At 32.2% G+C, this 20741-nt stretch carries 19 protein-coding genes and 1 tRNA gene; 9 read left to right on the top strand and 11 right to left on the bottom strand.

The features are described 5' to 3' along the window. Window positions 1-30: 30 nt before the first annotated feature. The 4 genes from selD to HYG85_RS17705 all read right to left on the bottom strand — a co-directional run bounded on the left by selD (window position 31) and on the right by HYG85_RS17705 (window position 3174). Complete coding sequence (gene selD, locus HYG85_RS17720; protein ID WP_113674360.1) at window positions 31-1092, bottom strand: selenide, water dikinase SelD; 1062 nt, start codon at window positions 1090-1092, stop codon at window positions 31-33. A 69-nt stretch (window positions 1093-1161) separates the two neighbouring features. Then, a tRNA-Sec gene (locus HYG85_RS17715) sits at window positions 1162-1258 on the bottom strand. A gap of 174 nt (window positions 1259-1432) precedes the next feature. Next, complete coding sequence (locus tag HYG85_RS17710; protein WP_212690779.1) at window positions 1433-2236, bottom strand: prenyltransferase/squalene oxidase repeat-containing protein; 804 nt, start codon at window positions 2234-2236, stop codon at window positions 1433-1435. 71 nt (window positions 2237-2307) lie between these two features. Then, window positions 2308-3174 carry a MerR family transcriptional regulator gene (locus HYG85_RS17705; protein ID WP_212690778.1) on the bottom strand — a complete coding sequence of 289 codons (867 nt, stop codon included), beginning with the start codon at window positions 3172-3174 and terminating at the stop codon, window positions 2308-2310. Between the two features lie 176 nt (window positions 3175-3350). On the opposite strand from HYG85_RS17705, the gene HYG85_RS17700 reads away from it, so the two are divergent. Continuing rightward, window positions 3351-4211 (top strand): nitroreductase family protein, encoded by an 861-nt coding sequence (locus HYG85_RS17700; protein ID WP_212690777.1) that lies wholly within the window; start codon window positions 3351-3353, stop codon window positions 4209-4211. 72 nt (window positions 4212-4283) lie between these two features. On the opposite strand, the gene HYG85_RS17695 is transcribed toward HYG85_RS17700, so the two are convergent. Then, window positions 4284-5003 (bottom strand): class I SAM-dependent methyltransferase, encoded by a 720-nt coding sequence (locus HYG85_RS17695; protein WP_212690776.1) that lies wholly within the window; start codon window positions 5001-5003, stop codon window positions 4284-4286. Window positions 5004-5465: 462 nt separating this feature from the next. Continuing rightward, the gene (locus HYG85_RS17690) at window positions 5466-7961 is read right to left on the bottom strand and encodes a DsrE/DsrF/DrsH-like family protein (protein WP_212690775.1); all 2496 of its coding nucleotides are present in this window, start codon (window positions 7959-7961) and stop codon (window positions 5466-5468) included. 298 nt (window positions 7962-8259) lie between these two features. On the opposite strand from HYG85_RS17690, the gene HYG85_RS17685 reads away from it, so the two are divergent. The 3 genes from HYG85_RS17685 (at window position 8260) to HYG85_RS17675 (ending at window position 11791) form a co-directional block, all read left to right on the top strand. Then, window positions 8260-9357: an AI-2E family transporter gene (locus HYG85_RS17685; protein ID WP_113674354.1), complete on the top strand. Its 1098-nt coding sequence runs from the start codon at window positions 8260-8262 to the stop codon at window positions 9355-9357. Between the two features lie 171 nt (window positions 9358-9528). Then, a complete protein-coding gene (locus HYG85_RS17680) occupies window positions 9529-10233 on the top strand; it encodes a hypothetical protein (RefSeq protein WP_212690774.1) in 705 nt (234 codons plus the stop codon). Window positions 10234-10477: 244 nt separating this feature from the next. Further along, window positions 10478-11791 (top strand): UDP-glucose dehydrogenase family protein, encoded by a 1314-nt coding sequence (locus tag HYG85_RS17675; RefSeq protein WP_212690773.1) that lies wholly within the window; start codon window positions 10478-10480, stop codon window positions 11789-11791. A 428-nt stretch (window positions 11792-12219) separates the two neighbouring features. Here HYG85_RS17675 and HYG85_RS17670 read toward each other — a convergent pair whose 3' ends face one another. The 5 genes from HYG85_RS17670 to trpS form a co-directional block, all read right to left on the bottom strand. Further along, on the bottom strand, window positions 12220-13389 hold the full coding sequence (locus HYG85_RS17670) for a glycosyltransferase family 4 protein (RefSeq protein WP_212690772.1): 1170 nt from the start codon (window positions 13387-13389) through the stop codon (window positions 12220-12222). Between the two features lie 30 nt (window positions 13390-13419). Next, window positions 13420-14433: a CotS family spore coat protein gene (locus HYG85_RS17665; protein WP_212690771.1), complete on the bottom strand. Its 1014-nt coding sequence runs from the start codon at window positions 14431-14433 to the stop codon at window positions 13420-13422. Between the two features lie 23 nt (window positions 14434-14456). Continuing rightward, entirely contained in the window at window positions 14457-15482 is a 1026-nt protein-coding gene (locus tag HYG85_RS17660) for a CotS family spore coat protein (RefSeq protein ID WP_212690770.1), read from the bottom strand. A 70-nt stretch (window positions 15483-15552) separates the two neighbouring features. Continuing rightward, entirely contained in the window at window positions 15553-15870 is a 318-nt protein-coding gene (locus HYG85_RS17655; protein WP_212690769.1) for a transcription initiation factor IIE, read from the bottom strand. A 199-nt stretch (window positions 15871-16069) separates the two neighbouring features. Next, window positions 16070-17083 (bottom strand): tryptophan--tRNA ligase, encoded by a 1014-nt coding sequence (trpS, locus tag HYG85_RS17650; protein WP_212690768.1) that lies wholly within the window; start codon window positions 17081-17083, stop codon window positions 16070-16072. Window positions 17084-17281: 198 nt separating this feature from the next. Between trpS and HYG85_RS17645 the strand changes: the two genes are divergently transcribed. The 5 genes from HYG85_RS17645 to HYG85_RS17625 all read left to right on the top strand — a co-directional run bounded on the left by HYG85_RS17645 (window position 17282) and on the right by HYG85_RS17625 (window position 20731). Beyond that, window positions 17282-17458, top strand: coding sequence for a hypothetical protein (locus tag HYG85_RS17645; RefSeq protein ID WP_212690767.1), 177 nt, complete (start codon window positions 17282-17284; stop codon window positions 17456-17458). Between the two features lie 63 nt (window positions 17459-17521). Continuing rightward, window positions 17522-17701, top strand: a complete 180-nt coding sequence (locus tag HYG85_RS17640; RefSeq protein WP_212690766.1) for a hypothetical protein — start codon at window positions 17522-17524, stop codon at window positions 17699-17701. A 290-nt stretch (window positions 17702-17991) separates the two neighbouring features. Beyond that, a complete protein-coding gene (locus HYG85_RS17635; RefSeq protein ID WP_212690765.1) occupies window positions 17992-18714 on the top strand; it encodes an ion channel in 723 nt (240 codons plus the stop codon). 257 nt (window positions 18715-18971) lie between these two features. Continuing rightward, a complete protein-coding gene (locus HYG85_RS17630) occupies window positions 18972-19976 on the top strand; it encodes a 2-hydroxyacyl-CoA dehydratase family protein (protein WP_212690764.1) in 1005 nt (334 codons plus the stop codon). Further along, on the top strand, window positions 19973-20731 hold the full coding sequence (locus HYG85_RS17625; RefSeq protein ID WP_212690763.1) for an acyl-CoA dehydratase activase: 759 nt from the start codon (window positions 19973-19975) through the stop codon (window positions 20729-20731). Before HYG85_RS17630 ends, HYG85_RS17625 begins: the two co-directional genes overlap by 4 nt. The last annotated feature ends 10 nt before the right edge of the window (window positions 20732-20741 follow it).

The raw sequence follows: 20741 nt of genomic DNA, 5'->3' as shown, positions 1-20741 counted from the left end.
ATAAAAAAATAAGAGGGTATTATCCCTCTTTTAATAAACGTTTATAAATATTTCACTTTCATCTTTATCTTGTACATTACCGATAACATTTGCACATAGACAATTTTCTTTAGTAAGCTCTTCAACAAGCTTCTCTGCTTTATCCTCTGCTACTGCTATTAGTAATCCTCCAGAAGTCTGTGGGTCATATAAAGCTGTTTCTAAACAATCTGATATATCTTCATCAATATCTACCCATTTACCAAAATGTGATTGATTGGATCTAGCACCACCTGGTACAGCATTTTCTTCTATTAACTGCAATGTCTTGTTAAAAAGCGGTACCTTGGAAGCATCGATTTTTACATTGACATCGCTGCCACTTGCTAATTCATAAGTATGACCTAATATACCAAAACCAGTAATGTCTGTACAAGCATGTACACCAACTCTTTCCATAGCAGCTGCTGCTCCTTTGTTTAATGTACTCATACTTTTAACGACTTCTTCTAGTTCTTTTTCAGTAATAAGATCTTTCTTGAGAGCAGTAGTCAGAATACCTGTTCCTATTGGTTTAGTAAGCACCAACACATCTCCTGCTTTCGCTCCTGAATTAGTAAGTACTTCATCAGGATGAACATAGCCTGTTACTGATAGTCCGAATTTCACTTCTTTGTCAGTTACCGTATGTCCTCCTACCAAGATTGCTTCTGCTTCAACTATCTTATCTGCACCACCTCTTAGTATCTCTGCCAATACGGCTGGTTCTAAACATGTAGCGAAACATGCAATATTCATAGCTGTAAGAGGTCTGCCTCCCATTGCATACACATCACTCAAGGAATTAGTTGCAGCTATCTGTCCAAATGTATATGGGTCATCTACTATAGGTGTGAAGAAATCAAGTGTTTGTATTAACGCATAATCATCTTTTATTTTGTAAACACCAGCATCGTCTGATGTACCTAATCCTACTATTAAATTGGGATCTAGTTTGTTCTCTTTAGTTTTCAATTGGCACAAAACTTGCGCCAAGTCCTGTGGACTTAATTTACTTGCTCAGCCAGCTTTTGATGACATTTGTGTTAAACGTATTTTATCTTTGTCTGCCATAACGTGTCCACCTCCAAAAAATATTGACGTTCAGTATTTATGTCAACGTCAATTAGTCTTAGTCATTATTGGCGGGAGTGAGTAGGAATCGAACCTACCTCGGCCGGTCTTACCACCCGAAAAAAGATTTGAAGTCTCCTGAATCCACCAGAATTCATTCATTCCCATAATTCTTGTATAATTATACTAGATTTTATTGCTTTTGTATAGGTATAAATTGAAGTGAGTTTACCTATTGATTTTCATAACCAATGTTCTAATATAACTACACAATTGCATAATGTAAATACATTCTACAATTGTGTAATTTGTTTTGTCAATATTTTCTTACCAAATTATGTTAATATATTAACTTCTTATTCTTAAGGAATCTTAGTATATAGATAGCAGACCAGACTCTATTATAGGTTCCAAATTGATGAGGCCATCCACCATCCTCTTCTTGATTTTCATTGATTAACTTAATTGCCATATCATAAGCTTGTTCTGGAATAGGCGTATCATCCTCTATCATACCCATTACCTGCTGCCACCCAAATTGTGACTCATTAGGCATTAATATCTTCATACTCCATTCCATAATTTTGGAATACTCTTTTACATGAGGCAACATAGAAAATGCGCCTGAATAAGCAACTGCTGACCAAAAATCAGTTTTTGAAGATATCTCATCAAAAGCTTGTATCATATAGTCTCTAGCTCCATTAATCATTGCTTTATCTATAGTATTCAACCTTAACAACCATTTCAGTATCATTCCAGTCTTATAATCAGGATAAATACCTGGTCCCATATATGGAGGATGAGGGAAAGCAAGAATCTTATCTGTGTCATCCCACATTCCATTTTGATGCTGAGTATCTTTTAAATAAGCCAATGTATTGTGGTACAAACTTGTATCTTTTAGGTCAAATTTAGCTATATAACCTAAAGCTGCTGCGGTGGTAAAGGGAGAGCTAGCAGATCCAGGATATTCTACTTCCAATCCATTCACCCATCCTCCATCAGCATTTTGATAAGTCGAAAGTTCTTGTATAATCTTCTTCTTATTGCCTTTATCAGCTATATAATCCATACAAGCCTTCTGTAAGCTATTAGCATTTTCATAGATATACTTCTCCGCTTTTATCTTTAATTCATTCATATCATTAAAACCTCCTATTTATTATGATGATTCATATAATAAAACATCCAGTTACTGGAGGGTCAAGTCCTTTAATGATATTTTTTTACAGGCAATATAATTTCTGTTACATAATTCTCTTCAATATTTGTACTGGTTGTATCAATAATGTATTTTTCTGTTGCAGGTGTAATATAGGCATATCCCTTTTTCTGAATCCATTCTAAAGCCATACTATAGGAATCTTGCATTCTGGAATAAGGTCCTTTATGTAACATTGTTACTCCTAAAAAACCACCATATTCCCTTATATTTGGGCATCTCTCCAAATTTCCTGCCACAGGCATACATACTTCAATATCCGCATTACTATAATCAAATTCTGTGTAGTGGTCATAGAAGACTGTCATCAAAGGACCCACTCGATACAACTTATACTTTTCCAACAAAGAACCCAATTCACTGAATCGCTTAATGTAACTGCCAGGATTGCTTGGACATCTATACCTTGTGAAAAGTACGGGTATAATAGGAATATTCTTCATCTCTATTCCATTTTTATCCCATGTCTCCTGTTCTGTATCAAGATAATCAGAAAATTCTTTACCCATCTTCAAATGATTAATATCCATTTCCAATTTGTCACGAACATATTCCAGTTCTTCAAGCTTCTTTTTTGTATCAATTAATTTATCTTCAAGCTTCTTTTCCAATATGGATAGATCCTCACGTTTTAAAAGGTTCCGTATGTCCTCTAATGAAAATCCAGATGTCTTAAAATGTCTAATAATACTTAAGTATAATATCTGTTTTTTTGAATAATATCGATAATTATTCTGTGTATCAACATGTTCAGGCAAAAGTAATCCTATATCATCATAATACCTTAATGTCTTTATAGGAATATTACACAGCTTTGACATCTGACCCACTGTATATAAATCATCAAACTTTTTCATTACACAATAACCTCCATTACTAAACTATTTAACATCCTACCTAATACAATAAATAATCAACTATCTACTAGTATATTCCATTAACGGATGACTGTAAAATAATTCTTAATAGAAATTTGACTTACTTATACCGTAGTATATAATTATATTATAATAATTTTTGGGGAGGTTCAAACATGAAAAAAGAATATCAGAATGAAACTATGAAATTATTGTATGAAAGAGCTAGTTGTCGTTCTTTTCAGGACAAAGACATTGAAGAAGACTTACTGAATCAAGTAATAGATGCTGGTTTACATGGGGCTACTGGCGGTAATTTTCAACCATATTCTATAATAAAGATTACTAGCGAAGAGACTAAAAAGCGTTTAGTTGATGAATGTGAGATGCAGAAAATTGTTGCCAATGCTCCTGTTAACTTGCTGTTCTGCATTGATTGGCGTCGTTTAGGTCGTTGGGCAGAAGCTTGCAATGCTCCATTCACAGCAACGAAAAGCTATCGTCATTTCTGGATTGCATTACAAGATACTGTCATATGCGCACAAAATATCTGTACAGCCGCAGATTCAGTTGGTTTAGGTTCTGTCTATATCGGTACTGTAGAGAGCTGTTTCATGGAACTAAAATCCATATGTAATATTCCAGAAGGTGTATTCCCTGTTGTACTCCTCAGTCTAGGATACCCTACTAAATATCCTGCTCCAAGGAATAAACTTGGGGTTGAAGCTCTAGTACATAATGAACAATACCAAGACTTGGACATTGAAGAACTCATCAAACTTCATGATGAAAAATATGAACATAAAACTCTTCCTATTACAGAAGAGAAATTACAAACAATCTATGAAGTTACTGCTGACGTATCTGACAAATCCAATGCTGAAAATATCATAAACACTATAAAAGAACAAGGTCATATCAATATGGCTCAAAGATATTTTGGATTACATTATATGGCTAATTGGACTTGCACAGGTAATCAAGAATTCATCGATACCCTTATAAATTATGGCTTTGACTGGATAAAAGGCATATAATACTTAAGAGATAGAAAAAGGTGTACACACATTTTTCTATCTCTTATATTATATTTTATATAATCACTTAGTTTATATCTTAGCTATTACAACTAATTGAGTCGCACCATCTATTCCATATTCATCCAAATGTTCCCTAATATCTCTTGCTCTACCAACAAACTCATCATATCTCTCATGTTCCTCTATATCTTTTAATCTCTTATCAAATAACTTTTTCAGAGCCTCTATTTCCTTTTTCTCTTCTTCATCATTCTTAAAAACTTCATCTCTAACTTCAAAACTCCTAATAATCTTTAATCCCTCATCTTCCAACAAATCAATAATCTCTTGTTTCTTATACGTTGGTTTATGAACAATCCCCTTAATAGTATCAATCTCAGCCATATAATGATGCAAATAAACATGTGATAACTGAGCATTAGATTGATTATCACAAAACATCTCATTAACAATAACCATACCCTCTGGTTTTAACACTCTTTTAATTTCCTTAAAAACTTCTGAATAGTCCTTGAAATGATGAATTGAATTGGATACGCTTACTATATCAAATATAGAATCATCAAACTCTAATCTATCTGCACTCATATACTTAAATTCAATTCTATCATCTTGCATATTCTTTCTGCCCATCTCTAAAGCTTTCTTACTAGTATCAACTCCAATAATATGATTAAAGTTCTTAAAACCTCCCATAAGAATCTTTATAAATCCCCCCGCACCTGTAGCAATATCCAACACCTCATCAACTTCCAAATTCCTAATTTCATCCTGTAAAACCTTCATCATTAATACCCCCTCTTTAACTAATTAATCCATATATACTATTTTAATACAATATAATTAAATGTCCAATAATTTTAGGTATTTTGGTCTCATTTATATTTTATACAACTGAATTGACTTAGCCAATAGTAATCTTCTTACTCAGAAGAAAATGGGTTTTGTAACTACATTGACGGAGACTACAAGCAAAATAGTATATGTATATGTGGAGTAGTGAGACAGGACGTCGAACCCAGCTTTTTGCTCAGGACGAGCAAGTAGCTGGCGTAACATATACATATACTATTTTGCAAACGCCACGTCAGAACAAAACACTTTTTCTGACTTATTCTCACTACAATATCTAAAACTTTATACACTAATTTATTGTTAATAATATTTTTTAAATCCCTAATACAATCACAATAAAAGCCCAGTCAAGTGTTTTTATCACTTTGACTAAGCTTTTACTTATACCTATTTTATTTAGATAAACAAATTATGATTCGCATCATCAGTATCTCCCAAATAAGAAGCCACACCACCTAATTCAATACCATCAATCAATTCCTCTTTCTTAATCCCCATAACATCCATCGACATGGTACAAGCCACAATCTTAACCCCATTATCCATTGCCGACTTAATTAAATCTTCTAAAGAATTCACATTCTTATCTCTCATAACCTTTTTCATCATCGCCGAACCCATTCCAGCCATATTCATCTTAGAAAGCTTCAATTTCTTAGTTCCCTTAGGCATCATAAAACCAAACATCTTCTCTATTACCGATTTCTTAACCTTGACTTTTTGTTCCTTCCTCAAGATATTCAATCCCCAAAAAGTAAAGAACATAGAAACCTCTTTCCCCATAGAAGCTGCCCCATTAGCTATTATAAATGATGCCAAAGCTTTATCCAGTTCCCCACTAAAAACTACCATTGTACTCTTATCAGCAGCTACAGCCGACTTTTCTTTTATCTCAACATTCTCATTACCTTTACCAATCCAAACTACAAACTCTTTCTCTCTTTTCTCAGTCTTAATAAAACTATTACCAGTTTTCTTACACCAAGCTTCTACATCCACAGGAAAACCTGGGTCAGTAGCTGAGATTTCAAGAATGTCTCCTGTATTAATTTCTTTCATCTTATTATTCACTTGCATTATTGGTCCTGGACACTGTAATCCACAAGCATTAAGTTTAATGGTAATTCCCTGATTAATAGCTGAATCAATTAACTCTACTTTTTTTTTACTGTCTTCATCTGCATTCTCCTCACAACAATCACAATCTATATCTGAACCTGTCATCTTAGTATAATCTTTCACAACACATTTATAGAAATTATATCCACCAATTAAGTTTTTAGCTCTGTAACCTTTTTGTGTAAGTATCCTTGAAGCAATGTATCCCCTGATACCAATAGCACAATATACTAGAATCTCTTTATTCTTATCTAGTTCATCAATTCTATCCCTCAATGAATTTACTGGAATGTTCTTAGCTCCTTCTATATAACCCAGCTCCAATTCTATATCATCTCTTACATCCAAGATTATTGAATTTTGTTTATCTTCCTTATCTATTTCATCCCATAAAACTACTTCCATGTCACCATTTAAAATATTTTCTGCTGAGAATCCTGCCATATTTACAGGGTCTTTAGCTGAAGAATATGGTGGTGCATAAGCAAGTTCCAATTCTTTCAGGTCATATATTGTACCACCCATTTTGATTAATGTAGCAATGACATCAATTCTTTTATCAACACCTTCATAACCTATAATCTCAGCTCCAAGTATCTTACCCTTTATATCAAACATAAGCTTTATTGTCATAGGTATAGCCCCTGGATAATACCCAGCATGTGACTTAGGCTGAACCAATGATATCTTGTAGTCCTCTTGATATTTCTTACCAAGTCTATTCAGAGTTTTTTCATTGTTACCTGTTGCGGCTACAGTAAGGTCAAATACTTTTACTACAGAAGTTCCCATAGTTCCTTTGTACTTCTCTTGTTTACCTACAATGTTATTAGCAACAATCCTACCTTGTTTATTAGCTGGTCCAGCAAGTGGTATCATAGTTTTACTACCATTGACGTAATCTACAACTTCTATAGCATCACCAACTGCATATATGCTGTCATCACTGGTTTTTAAATATTCATCAACTACTATTCCACCTCTTTTGTTAGTCTCAAGTCCTGCATTTTTAGCTAATTCTCCATTTGGTCTAATACCGATAGATAATATAACCATATCTGATTCAAGCATGGTTCCGTCTTGGAGTTTTACATAAGTCTTATCATCTTTATCTTCAAAAGAACTTACTCCGTTGTTAAGAAATAATTTGATACCTTTTTGTGCCATATGTCCATGAATCAGTTGTGCCATATCATAATCAACTGGTGCCATAACTTGATCAGCCATCTCAACTAGATTAACCTCTAAACCTCTATCATACATATTTTCAGCCATTTCAATCCCAATGAATCCACCACCGATTACAGTGACTTTTTTTACAGATCTTCTATCAAGAAATGCCTTGATTGCATCAGTATCTGGAATATTCCATAGTGAGAAAATGTTATCTTTGTCAATACCAGGTATAGGTGGTTTTATTGGTGTAGAACCTGGAGAAAGAACTAGATTGTCATATGTCTCTTTATAGATTTCTCCAGTTTTCAAGTCCTTGACTTCAACATATTTTTCCTCTTTGTTTATAGATACAACTTCATTTTGTACTCTTACATCAATGTTAAACCTAGCCTTCATTGCTTCAGGAGTCTGAAGAAAAAGGGCATCTCTTTGCTCAATTGTTCCTCCTATATAATAGGGTAGACCACAATTCGCAAAAGAAATATATTTACCTCTTTCAAACATTATTATCTGAGCGTCTTCATTAACTCTTCTAAGTCTTGCAGCGGTACTAGCACCACCTGCAACCCCTCCAACTATAAGAACTTTATTAATCATAAATAATATCCTCTCTTTCAACTTGTATTTATTTTAACAAACTATATCGTACTATCTATATATTTATATATTACAATATTAGGATATTGATGTCAAGAAAAAATCTAATTTATACTAGACATTTTTTGCCATATAGATTATGATAACAATAATCATTAATTTTATACTTCAGATTTATATATTAATAAGAACTTGTCCTTCAAATTTTTATAAATTAATACATTATATTGCATTATTCTGGAATATACATTACTATAGTGATATAGGAAATTTACTACTACGAGCTTAGAGGTGAATCATGAGTACAAACAAAAATAATAATTTCGATCCATACAAATATATACCCTTTATAATACTTGTTTTTTTGATAGCAAAGTTCATATTTAAACCTGGTAATCTAACTTGGTTTTTCTCGTCATTCAAATCATTGATTATTGCTTCTATAATCATTTATTTATTAAGCCCAGTTGTGAGAATATTAAAGACCAAATTGAAATTCCGACATACATTGAGTGTCTTACTCACTTATGTACTTGTTTTTGCATTTATAGTACTCTTTATAATTTTGATTGTTCCTACGATTACTGATAGTGTTAATTCACTAGTCAATAATTTTCCAACTACTGAAGAGTTGAGTGAATTCATTAATGGACTTTTTGTTACTAATCTCATAAGCCCAGAAAAGATTGCTGAGCTTATAAAAATGCTGGAAGATTCAATTGTAAGCTTTTCAAGTGACTTGGTCAGCTTATCAACACAAGTCATTTCATCAATTGGAAGCTTCATAAGCAATATTGCAATATTATTTTTATCATTATTCATGGCATTCTATGCCCTTAGGGATTGGGATGAAATCAGACCGAAATTAAATAAATTCGTTAGAGCTATGCTACCTAAAAAATATGCTGATTGGACTATAAGAGTAACCAGATTGACAGATAGAGCGCTTAAACAATTTTTGATAGGAAAATTATATACGTGTATCATATTGGGTTTGCTTGTGAGCATAGGAATATACGTGGTCAACTTTGTCACTCCATTAAAGATACCTTACGCTCCACTTATGGGATTCATAATCGGTATAACTAACATAATTCCTTATATCGGACCTTTTATCGGTACAATACCTTGTCTGATATTTGCATTGTTTTCTGGATTCTGGGAAGCTGTAGCTTTATTAGCTATTATACTTATAATGCAACAGATTGATAATATAATAGTAAGTCCAAGAATCCTTGGTAATTCAGTTGGATTGAAACCATTCTGGGTTGTTGCATCTGTAACCATTGGTGGAAGTTTCTTTGGTGCAGCAGGAATGATTCTATCTGTTCCTATTGCCTCTGTTATACTTACATTGGTTATGGAGAAAATTAATAGTGTGGATGTGAAAAAGTAAATATAGCTTAGATATTAAATAACGTAGCTTATAAGGTAATTTCAAACATTGAACAGGTTTGAAATTGCCTTTTTTGTTTATCCTCCTTGAATAAAATAACTATATATACTCAAAATAGTAATATAACATTTCTTACATTTTTTTACTAATAGTTATATAGGAGGTTTTTTAATGAACAGAAAAATTATACTACCAATATTAATAGTTTCATTACTTTTATTTGGGTGTCAAAACAAATATAGTGATAATAATACATCAGAGACAGACTCCTTAGAATTCAATTATAATTTCCAAAATGGAACAGATGGTTGGATGGGAGGATTAGCAGGTATTGATGATGATTCTCTTACAAGTGGATTTGATATCAATTTTGCCCATGCAGATTATTCATTGGATGATAATTCCAATAAAGGCATTTATCTAACAAGCAGCACTAAGAATAATAACATGTTTATGTATACAACTAAAAAATTAACTTCTAGAGATGGGTTATCACCTCTTACCAACTATGAAGTTGACCTTAGATTTGATATTCTGCCTGCAAAAAATAATAACGAATCCATACCAATGGATAGATTGTTTATAAAAGCGGCTATAGTAAATATTCAGCCTTCAATAGAGGTTATAGAAAAAGGTAATAATAACTATTTATTCGTAAATCCTAATACAGAAGACGCTAGTAAAAAGATTAACCTAACCACTCTTGGTAATGCAAGTACATTAAGGAGTGATGGTGTCAAAACTTTTCAAGAATCATTTAATACTACAACTAACAGCAATGGTGAGATGTGGGTAATTATTGGAGTGGATTCTGATTATAAAGGTAATGGTTCATTGTTTCTTGATAACATAAAAATCAGTATCAATAGGATATAAAAAGATATAAAAATATACATTACCCTTCTATCTATAATTGTGACAACAGCTCATAAGCTTAATTTTTATATGTATGATACCTAAAAATGATTATTGTCTTAATAATAATTATTCGTTTTAACATAATAGTTAAACTTTTAACTATATTAAAACATTCTTCACAGGCATCTTAATACAAGCATATAATATTGTAGAACAGCAATAAACACGGGATGTTACAATATAGATAGAAGGGTGATTTCTTTTGAAGATATGTGTTGTTGGAGCAGGATATGTAGGACTCGTAGCCGCATTATCTTTTGCGAAATATAAGAATGATGTTATATGTGTTGATAAGGATATCAAAAAAGTAAAACAATTGAATAAAGGTATTCCGACCATATACGAAGAAGGTCTTGAACCTTTATTGAATAAATGTTTGAAGAAAAAATATATACTATTTACTGATAATATCAATAAAGCTATAAGTCTGTCAGATGTGATTATGATTGCAGTTGGGACACCAACAAAACCTGATTGGAGTGTTGATATTTCGCAAGTTGTTGATGCATCTGTTGAAATATCTAAGGAGATTGATAAATACAAGGTTATCATAATCAAGAGTACTGTACCTGTAGGTACTCATGAGGTTGTAGAGAATTTACTTCTTAAGAATGGTGTAGATAGAAATAATTTTGATGTAGTATCTAATCCTGAATTCTTAAGAGAAGGCAGGGCACTAAATGATTTTCTTCATGGGGATAGAATGGTAATAGGCTGTAAATCTGAGAAGGCTCAGAAAGTAATGGATGAGTTATATAGTCCGTTCAAAACGAAAATAATAAATACTAATCCACCTACAGCAGAATTGATAAAGTACGCTTCTAATGCATTATTGGCTACAAAAATCTCTTTTATTAATGAGATGGCTAATCTATGCAGTAAGGTGGATGCTAACATAGATACCTTGTCTTATGGATTAGGTCTTGATAGTAGAATTTCTCCAGAGTTTTTAAGAGCTGGGATTGGATATGGAGGTTCATGTTTTCCTAAGGATACAAAAGCTCTAGTTAATATAGGTGAAAAATATGGTTGTGAGTTTAACATAATAAGAAGTACTATTAAGGTTAATGAGAATCAAAGATTGAAGCCAGTGGAGATTTTATTGGATCATTATAATAAGATTGAGGGTAAAACCATTTCTCTTTTGGGTCTTACTTTCAAACCTGGTACGGATGATATTAGGGATGCACCATCTTTGTTTATTATTGATGAATTGTTGCAGATGGGTGCTCGTATTAGATGTTATGATCCTATGGTTTCTGAAGAGATTAAGAGTTTGTTTCCTAATATAACGTATTGCGATAGTATTGAGGATACTGTTAGAGATTCGTATTGTACTATTATATGTACTGAACTTGATGAATTCTTTAAGATGGATTTGGAGAGTATTGCTAAGAAGATGAAGAAGCGGGTGCTTATTGATGGTAGGAATATGATTGATATTGAGGAAGCTAGGAAAAGTGGGTTTAGTTATTATTATTCTATTGGGAATGGGAGTTTTGAAAATAATAAATAATTAGTTAGTTGTGTGGTTAGGTAGACAACGGTTGTGTGGTTGAACCATATACAGTGATAATCACTTTCGTTACGGTTGTTGCTTTTTATCATTGAATGGGTGGCAACAAGCCGTAAAAGGCGTTCTTATCACTGTATATGGTTCTGGTATGTACTGCCACTCTTATTTTAGATATACAGATATACACCGTGATTTAGGTATATGTATTTTAGGGTTTATTGGGGAAAGGGTATTATTTTATTATATTTTTTTAATAAAGAAAAGCTAGAGAGTAACAATTATTTAGTATAGTATATTGAATTTTTTGGGATGGGTGTAGATATTTAAGGTTAGTATATATAGTAATGTTGAATTAAATCTTAGTGGATAAGAGATTAATTCAACATTTTTGATTTATTTATGATTTTTTAATATTTGTTTTACTTTTTTTAACGTTTGATGTTGTGGTGTTTTTTTACTTTGTTGAAGAGGGATAGTAGTTGTTTGGATACTCTTTGGAAGGTATAGTTTTCTTCGGCGTCTTTGCGTGCTTTTTTACCCATTGCTTTTGCTTGGTCTTCGTGGTCTAGTAGGTAGTTTATTTTTTCAGCCATGGCGATTGGATTGTCGTAATCGTCTAGTACTATGCCGTTGACGTTTTGTTCGAATAGTTCGGAGTTACCGCCGCGATTGGTTGTTATTATTGGTAAGCCTGCTGCCATGCCTTCGTAGTGGATTCTAGCTAGGGGTTCTCTCCATTGGGATGCGCATACGAATATGTCTGCTATGTTGTATAGTTTTGGTACTTCGTCGGGTGTTAGGAATCCTGTGAAGATTACTGGTCCTTTTAATTCGTTTGCTTTTCCGTGTAGCATTGAGGTGAATTCATCTATTTCGTCGCTTCCATACCATTTACTTCCAACTAGGACTAATGCTGTTTTTGGATGAGATTCCATTACAATCTTCATGGCTTCCATTACGATCTGTTGACCTTTTTTGGGACTTAGTCTGCTGACGCATATTACTACTTTGTGGTCTTCTATATTATGTTTTTTTAATAGTTCTTTTTTGTTTTCTATTGCTTTTTTAGAGCCTACAGGGTGATAGATGTTAATGTCGGCTGCTGAATAAACTGGGAATACTTTTCCTTTTGCGGATGGGTACATATTAATAACTTCGTTTCCTATGAATTTACTTACTGTTGTTATGAATTCTACTTTGTCTATGCACTCTTTTGCTTGGGGTGGATTAATTTTTTTAGGTAACATCATTTCGTTATGGAGACTTAAACTAAAATAAGTATTAGGTGCTACTCTACTTAATTGCCTTACCCAGCGTGGTCTATTGAATACATGTATCAAATCTAATTTATCATGAATTAAACTTATCTTATTTTCAACTTCTTTTATATACTCGGACTTTGTTCTTCCCTTTACACGGATAAAAGTTACATTTCCCACTTTTTCATGTTCGGGTAAGCCGCCTTTTAATACTGTAAAAACAGTTATATGGTGTTCTTTTGATATTATGGGTAGTATATTGTCTATATATATCTGTATAGCTCCTCCTAATACTGGAGGAACAGGAAGTTTCTCTGTACATATAAATGCAATATTCATTAAATAATCCTCCTTATGGACTAATTCTGCTTAGATCTTCCATTGATTCAAAACTGCTAATTTTTCTTTTTCCAATTTTGCTATTTTAGCTATTTTTCCTGGGTTTACCTGTTTATTTTTAGAGAATATATTTTTTATTGTTCCAAAAAACCAGTGTGGAAACATTAAGTCTATTTTTAGAGCTTCTTTTTCTTCTAGAGTCAATTTATTGGTTTTTTCATAGTGATTAAGTATTAGATTAATATCTTCTATATCCCATTTGCCTCTTTTTTCAGCTCGTTTGCCAATTATTTTTCTCAAATCTCTAGCAGGCAAATCGTATGTTACACCATCCAGGTCAATGACAAATATGCCTTTTTCAGATAAGATAGCATTTCCTGAGCCATAGTCTTGATGACATAATGAGGATTCATGTAGATCAATCGTGGTTATTTTATCGTAAGAGGATTGTTCTAATGCCGCAATGGCTTTATCGCATAGGTTAATAATATCATCTATGCATTCAAGATAGACTTTATATGACCCCTTGGTTCTATCGGTCAAAGCTATATCTTTCCATTTCAACATTCTTTTTTTCATTGAACTATACTGTTCTGTCCATCTACCTAGTTTAGAGGATATTTTTGCCCCTTCTGGAGCTATATAGCCTTTTGATATTGAGTGGAAAGCTCCTAATCCTTCTATTCCATCATTGAAGTCGTTGGTTCTTGTAAAATTAAGGTCTCTTCCTTCTATCCATTCATATAGTACAAATAGTTGTCCCATGTACTCAGTAATATATTGACCTTGACTGTTGGGATAAACGTTTGGTACTTTTCCACCTTTTTTATATATATGCCTCTGAGCATTAACAGAGAACGTGATTTTTTCCTTGGTATGACGAAATCTTTTTAGACACATTTTCTGATTTCTATTAGTAAATTTCCATAGGGTTTTTAATCCTTCATTCTGAATGATTGATATATTATCAGGTCTAATATTATATTGATTCAGTACATTAGTAAATATATCCTTAAGTTCAATAGTAGTGTTATTTGTTTTCAATTCAACACCTACCCTTTCGCATATTATAGTGAAGCGATTATTTGTTCAAAATTATCTATAATATATTCTTTTGAATTTTCTATGTCGATGATATTCTTTAGCTTACTTACATATTTGCTTTCTGACCAGGATGCTTCTCTCTTTTGATAATATTTACTCATTATACCTGCAAATAGATGAGGATACATTACTGTGGATTTTAGAACCTGCCATTGCCAAGGCTCTAATGGATTGACTTCTTGGTACCATTTCAAAATATCTATAGTAAGTTTCATGTCCCAACTGCCACGTTTTTTCATGATTTTATTGAGGAATTTTCTAATATCTTTTGTTGGTACTTCAATAGCTAATGAGTCTGGGTCTAGAACATAGATTTTTCCTTTATCAGTCATTATTAAATTTCCATCAATGAAATCTTGATGAACCAAGCATGTTGTTTTTTGTATTTCAGCTACCCATCTGTTATATAATGACATACTATCTTTATTTAAAGCAGTCTCCATTTTCTTGTGGAAGTTAGGAAATTCTTTTAGTATCATATTCCCGAATTCGCTATGAGTACTTTTGTTTTTTTCTTGTTCATAATACTCATTGAGTTTGTTCATTTTCTTACTGGATTTATCATACCAAGTTCCTAGAAGGATATTTGGTTTACAATCAGAAGGTGGTTGAAATCCCACAGATGCTGCATGGAATCTAGCTAATTCTTTTATTATTTTTTCTAGTCCTTCAGTTGTCTTAGAACTAGGTGCTTTGCCTGGAATTGCTTCATTCAATAGATAATTGGCTCCATCTGCTTCAATAAATTTTTCGCCTTTTTTGGATTCAATGATTTTTGGCATATTGATTCCTCTACTGCATAGATATTCTATGGCAGCAACAATAAAATTCAATCTTTCTTTTGGTATGGAATTCTTTTTAAGTATCTTGTATCCTGTTGGGGTTTGAATCCACCAAACACCTTTTTTTACTTTGTAATTTTCATTTTTTATGTTTAGTACCTCTATATTATAGTTATCTAAGACTTTGGATAAATCTTCAGATGGCATGTTTTCTCTCCTTTTTAATCATTTTTAAAAACAAAACCCTCAGTTTTTGAGGGTTTTAGCTATTTTAATCTTAGAGATAATAGTCTTTAGTGTTCTTATTTGGTATAAATTCCTCGTCGTCATCATCGTCGTCGTCGTCATCTTCCTCTTCATCTTCTTCATCTGGAAGATCTGGCTCTTCGCCCCAAGAGATCTTGATTCCAACACAGCCGTACTCATAATCTTCGTCATATTCAAATTTCATTTTGAATTCTAATTCTTCTCTACTTGGAATAAAAACATCCTGTCCTTCTAACTGAAGTTCTCCTCTAAAAAGTTTTGGTAGATTGGTATTAAGAAATTGGATACACTCTTTTTTAGTACCTATATAGGATTCCTTACATTTCAAAAGTATTATTCCTCCTTGTTAGAACAATTAAACATGCATGTTAGCAACTAATTATCCTAAATATTTTTTATGAACTATTAATACATTATATGTTATTAAAAAAAATGTGTTCTAATTTAAGATAAATAGAAAAGAGGAATAATAAAATTTTCTTACAAAATAAAAAGAGCCTATCCAAACGGACAGACCCATAAATACTTTATCTGATTCTTACTGGAAAACCAACTTTCTTTTGAACTTTTCTAAGCGTTTTTGTTGCTAAGTAATTAGCTGTTTCTCCGTTTTTCTTGATTATACCATCTAGATAATCTTTGTTCTTCTGTAGATCCTTGAACCTTTCTTGAATAGGTCTGAGTTCTTCTACAACTGCTTCTCCCACTATTCGTTTCAAGTCACCATAGCCTTTACCTTGGAATTCGTTCATACAAGATTCAATGGAATTACCAGTAATACTTGAATATATATCAATAAGATTCTTTACTCCAGGCTTATCTTCTGAATAAGTAACTTCTCTATCTGAATCTGTTACTGCTCTTTTGATTTTGTTTTTGACAACATTCAAATCGTCTAATAGAGAAATATAACCATTTGGATTTTCGTCTGACTTGGACATTTTCTTAGTTGGTTCTTGTAAGCTCATTATCTTAGCGCCTACTTTACCAATATAAGGTTCTGGAACAGTAAATACATCTCCATAGATGTTATTGAATCTATTTGCAATTTCTCTAGTAATCTCAAGATGCTGTTTTTGGTCATGTCCAACAGGAACTAGATCCGATTGGAATAATAAAATGTCTGCTGCCATTAACACTGGATAAGTAAAAAGACCTGCATTGATGTTATTTCCATGTTTTGCTGATTTTTCTTTGAACTGAGTCATTCTGTTCAACTCACCCATATATGTAAAACAGCTAAGAATCCATGAAAGTTCAGCATGTCCTGAAACATGTGATTGATAATACATAATATTCTTTTCAGGATCAAGTCCTGCTGCTATATATATTGTTAATAAATCTCTTGCTCGCTTTCTTAGTAGAGCGGGATCTTGTCTAACTGTAATTGAATGCATATCAACAACGCAAAATAGGCAATTATAATCATCTTGTAATCTCGTCCAATTCTTAATGGCTCCTAAATAATTACCTAATGTTATAACACCAGTAGGTTGAATACCACTAAAAATAACTTTTTTCTTTTCAGCCTGTGCACTCATACATGTCACCCTTCCTTTATCTATAATTTTTTTTATGTTTTTAAAAACATTTAATTTATCGTATTACGTGTTAGTTTAGCATATAATAAATTTTTATTCAAGGTATCACCAAGTATAATTTATCAAAAATTACACATAATAGATTATATTAGTTCTGCTAATAAATTTATATAATTTTTTAGTATCTGGAGGGATATTATGATAAGTTTTTCTAACACTAGACAAGTATGTAGATACCCAAAATCGTCTATAATACATCTGCCAGTTAGTGAATATATCTTTAACGTTTACAGTCCTTTTGGTTACACAAATGATTTTATTAATAACTGGAATTCCAAAAAAACTTATTCTAAAAAAAGAAAAGTAGGCAGGTAAAATGTTGAAATAGAATACCTATAAATGGTTGATTCAGCATTTATATTGAAAGGAGAAATTATTATGGATAGCATGATGAATTTTTGTGAAACTGCTAAGCAATGCAGTTCTTATTGTCCAAGACAGAATGTGCAATCTTTATCAAATTCAACTGTAGAGAGTACAACGTGTCTTAATTGTACTAATTGGGAAAATAGTCATTGTAAATTAGATTTATATGATCAAATAAATCATACGGAGTAAACATATAGCTATACAGTCGTTCCAATAGTATAGGGGAATATTCCGTCAGCAAATTAAACGTCCGTGTTTAAATTGCTGAGTTCGCCGTCCGTGGCTCACTGCTCCATATTCCCCTATACTATTTACACTCGGTGTTGAGATCATATGTTTTATATATGTTTTATATATGTTTCATATATGTCTCATGAAGTTTTATGATAAAAATGATTTTTAATGGGGCTGTTGGGTTTACCTACAGCCTCATATCTGAAGATACATAATTTTATTTGATGGTAGGAAAGGTAGTTTTTATGAAGTTGAATTTTACAAAAAGCAGTGTTGTTTTTATGATTGTTGCTTTTTTCTTGTTATTTATGTTTGTGGTTTTGGAGAGTCTTGATAGTAAGGCGGTTATAATAATTTTTTTATCGCTTTTTATGCTTTTTATAAGTACTAAGTGTTTTTATATAGGGTGTTTTGTTAATATTGTATTGCTTATATATCTGCCTTTTATGCTTATACAGAATAATCATGTTTTGCTTAATAGAAATGAAACTTTTACTCTTATTTTTATATTGTGTGCGATTTTTTTGACGTCTATTTTTGATTTTTTGATACTGGCTTATCATATTAATAATAGTGATAAGAATTGTAATTTTTATATTACATCGTTTTTTAATCGACCTTTTTTGAAGATATTGTGTATTTTCTTTTTGTATTTGTCTTTGCTTTTTTCGGTTATTGATTCTTTTGCGCTTTTGTACACTCATCTAAGTAATATATTTAATGAGGGTATAATTGGTGAGGATGAGATTTTTAGTCATCTTGATGCTCTTTATTTTAGTACTACTACCTTTTTTACTATTGGTTTTGGTGATATAAGACCGTCGGAGTATTCGGAGATAACTAAGAGGTTAGTTATTATTCAAGCTATTATAAGTCATATAATAACTACTGTTCTATGGCCGGTTGCAATAATTTTTGTATTTGGTAAGAGTACTAAAAAAATATTCAGTAAAGATAAGGATATATAGTAACTTTTTGTGTATTTACATCTTAATTTTTGATATTTTTGTGTTTTTAATAAAGTTTTACTATTGTATATTGTAAATAGGTGTGATATACTTTAAGCAATTTCATAAGACAGTTCGTAACCATCCTGTCTATAAAAAAAACTAGGACTTATTAAAACTATCGTCTTATAGAGGTTCAATATAATTAGATAGTTTTTTGTTTTAGGGTGGTTTGCACCCTTTTTTAGTGTCCTTTTTTAATGAAGGAGGATAATATATTGAAGAAAATTGGTTTGACTACTACGGTTCCCGTGGAGGTTCTTATTACAGCTGGATATAGACCTGTAGATTTAAATAATCTTTTTATAACGTCTGATGATTATTCGAAATATATAGAAATAGCTGAGAGAGATGGATTTCCAAAAAGTCTGTGTGCTTGGATAAAGGGTATATACGGGGCTTGTGTAGAGAATGGTATAAAAGAGATTGTTGGAGTCATTGAAGGGGATTGTTCTAATACAAAAGCACTGGCTGAAGTATTGGAGTTAAGAGGGATTAGGGTATATCCTTTTTCATATCCTCAGAGTCATAGGAAGGAAGATGTTGAAGTTGAGATCAAGAAATTCATGGATATCTTTCATGTGAGTTACGAAGAGGTTGAAGTAGTAAGAAAAAGACTTAATAGAATCAGAAGACTTGCTGGGGAATTGGATAGATTGACTTATTCCCATGACAAGGTTAGCGGATTTGAAAATCATTTGTATCAGGTTAGTTTGAGTGATTTTAATGGTGATGCTGATGAGTTTGAAGATGAACTAGAGACATTTATTATGAAAGTGAAAAAAAGAGATGGAAGTTGTAAAAAAGTCAGGTTGGGATATATTGGAGTTCCACCTATGACTATTGACATATATGATTTTGTAGAAAGATTTGATGCTTCTTTTGTTTATAATGAGGTTCAAAGAGAGTTTGCTTTTCCTAGATGTGAGGTTGCTTCCAATATATATGAACAATATTATGATTATACATATCCATATGATGTGAATTACAGAATCAAGGAGATAAAGAAACAGATTGAAGATAGGCGAATTGATGGGATAGTTCATTATACTCAAGCCTTTTGCTATAGAGCAGTAGAGAACATCATTCTGAAAGACAAGCTTAATGTTCCTATCATTAATATTGAAGGAGACAAAATGAATAGCTTGGATGCAAGAACTAAGCTTAGGTTAGAAGCTTTTCTTGATATGTTAGGTGATCTTAAGGAGGTATCATGTGTATGAGAACCTTGGGAATTGATCTAGGCAGCAGAGAAGTCAAGATTGCAGTTATGGAAGATGGTAGGATAGTTAATAAATCAAAGGTAAGTACAATGACATTTTACAGAGAGTACTGTAGTTTTGACGGTAAAATCTTAGTTGATTTGAATAAGCTTGAAATAGATAAGATAGATAAAGCTATATCAACAGGATATGGGAGAAACAATACTGATCTAAGAATGTTCAAAGCTATAAATGAGATAAAAGCTCATGTTTATGGAGGGATTTATCAAACTGGATTGAAGGATTTTATACTATTGGATATAGGCGGTCAGGACGTAAAAGTGGTCAAAGTTGAAAAAGGGATAATTACGGATTTGGACCTTAATGAGAAATGTGCGGCTTCCTGTGGGAGATATCTGGAAAATATGGCTAATGTTCTAGAAATACCACTTAACTCCATGAGTGATTATTATGATAATCCAGTTGAATTAAACTCAACATGTGCTGTATTTTCTGAGTCTGAATTGATTGGTAAGATAGCTGAAGGAATTGATATAAAAAGACTTTGTGCAGGAGTCAGTTATTCTTTATATAAAAGGCTAAAACCACTTATGAGTAATTTTAATGGAAAAGATTTGATTGTAACTGGTGGCGTTGCGACTAATAAGGCTGTAAAGCATTATTTGGAAAGAGATTATGAGAATATTATTTCAGTGGAGGAACCTCAATTCAATGGTGCTATAGGCTGCTGTTATTATGGAGAAAGTTTTTTGTAGAATAGAAAGA

Source organism: Vallitalea guaymasensis, from assembly GCF_018141425.1.
Lineage (GTDB): Bacteria > Bacillota > Clostridia > Lachnospirales > Vallitaleaceae > Vallitalea > Vallitalea guaymasensis.
The sequence above is the reverse complement of the archived record's forward strand: the minus strand, read 5'-3'. Positions and strand labels throughout refer to the sequence as shown.

Bases quoted from the DNA above. Each gene is read 5' to 3' on its own strand.
- HYG85_RS17670 (WP_212690772.1), bottom strand. From the start codon at position 13,389: ATGAATATTGCATTTATATGTACAGAGAAACTTCCTGTTCCTCCAGTA.
- HYG85_RS17695 (WP_212690776.1), bottom strand. From the start codon at position 5,003: ATGATGAAGGTTTTACAGGATGAAATTAGGAATTTGGAAGTTGATGAG.
- HYG85_RS17625 (WP_212690763.1), top strand. From the start codon at position 19,973: ATGAGAACCTTGGGAATTGATCTAGGCAGCAGAGAAGTCAAGATTGCA.
- HYG85_RS17705 (WP_212690778.1), bottom strand. From the start codon at position 3,174: ATGAAAAAGTTTGATGATTTATATACAGTGGGTCAGATGTCAAAGCTG.
- HYG85_RS17645 (WP_212690767.1), top strand. From the start codon at position 17,282: ATGATAAGTTTTTCTAACACTAGACAAGTATGTAGATACCCAAAATCG.
- HYG85_RS17700 (WP_212690777.1), top strand. From the start codon at position 3,351: ATGAAAAAAGAATATCAGAATGAAACTATGAAATTATTGTATGAAAGA.
- HYG85_RS17710 (WP_212690779.1), bottom strand. From the start codon at position 2,236: ATGAATGAATTAAAGATAAAAGCGGAGAAGTATATCTATGAAAATGCT.
- trpS (WP_212690768.1), bottom strand. From the start codon at position 17,083: ATGAGTGCACAGGCTGAAAAGAAAAAAGTTATTTTTAGTGGTATTCAA.
- HYG85_RS17690 (WP_212690775.1), bottom strand. From the start codon at position 7,961: ATGATTAATAAAGTTCTTATAGTTGGAGGGGTTGCAGGTGGTGCTAGT.
- HYG85_RS17640 (WP_212690766.1), top strand. From the start codon at position 17,522: ATGGATAGCATGATGAATTTTTGTGAAACTGCTAAGCAATGCAGTTCT.
- HYG85_RS17660 (WP_212690770.1), bottom strand. From the start codon at position 15,482: ATGCCATCTGAAGATTTATCCAAAGTCTTAGATAACTATAATATAGAG.
- HYG85_RS17635 (WP_212690765.1), top strand. From the start codon at position 17,992: ATGAAGTTGAATTTTACAAAAAGCAGTGTTGTTTTTATGATTGTTGCT.
- HYG85_RS17680 (WP_212690774.1), top strand. From the start codon at position 9,529: ATGAACAGAAAAATTATACTACCAATATTAATAGTTTCATTACTTTTA.
- HYG85_RS17685 (WP_113674354.1), top strand. From the start codon at position 8,260: ATGAGTACAAACAAAAATAATAATTTCGATCCATACAAATATATACCC.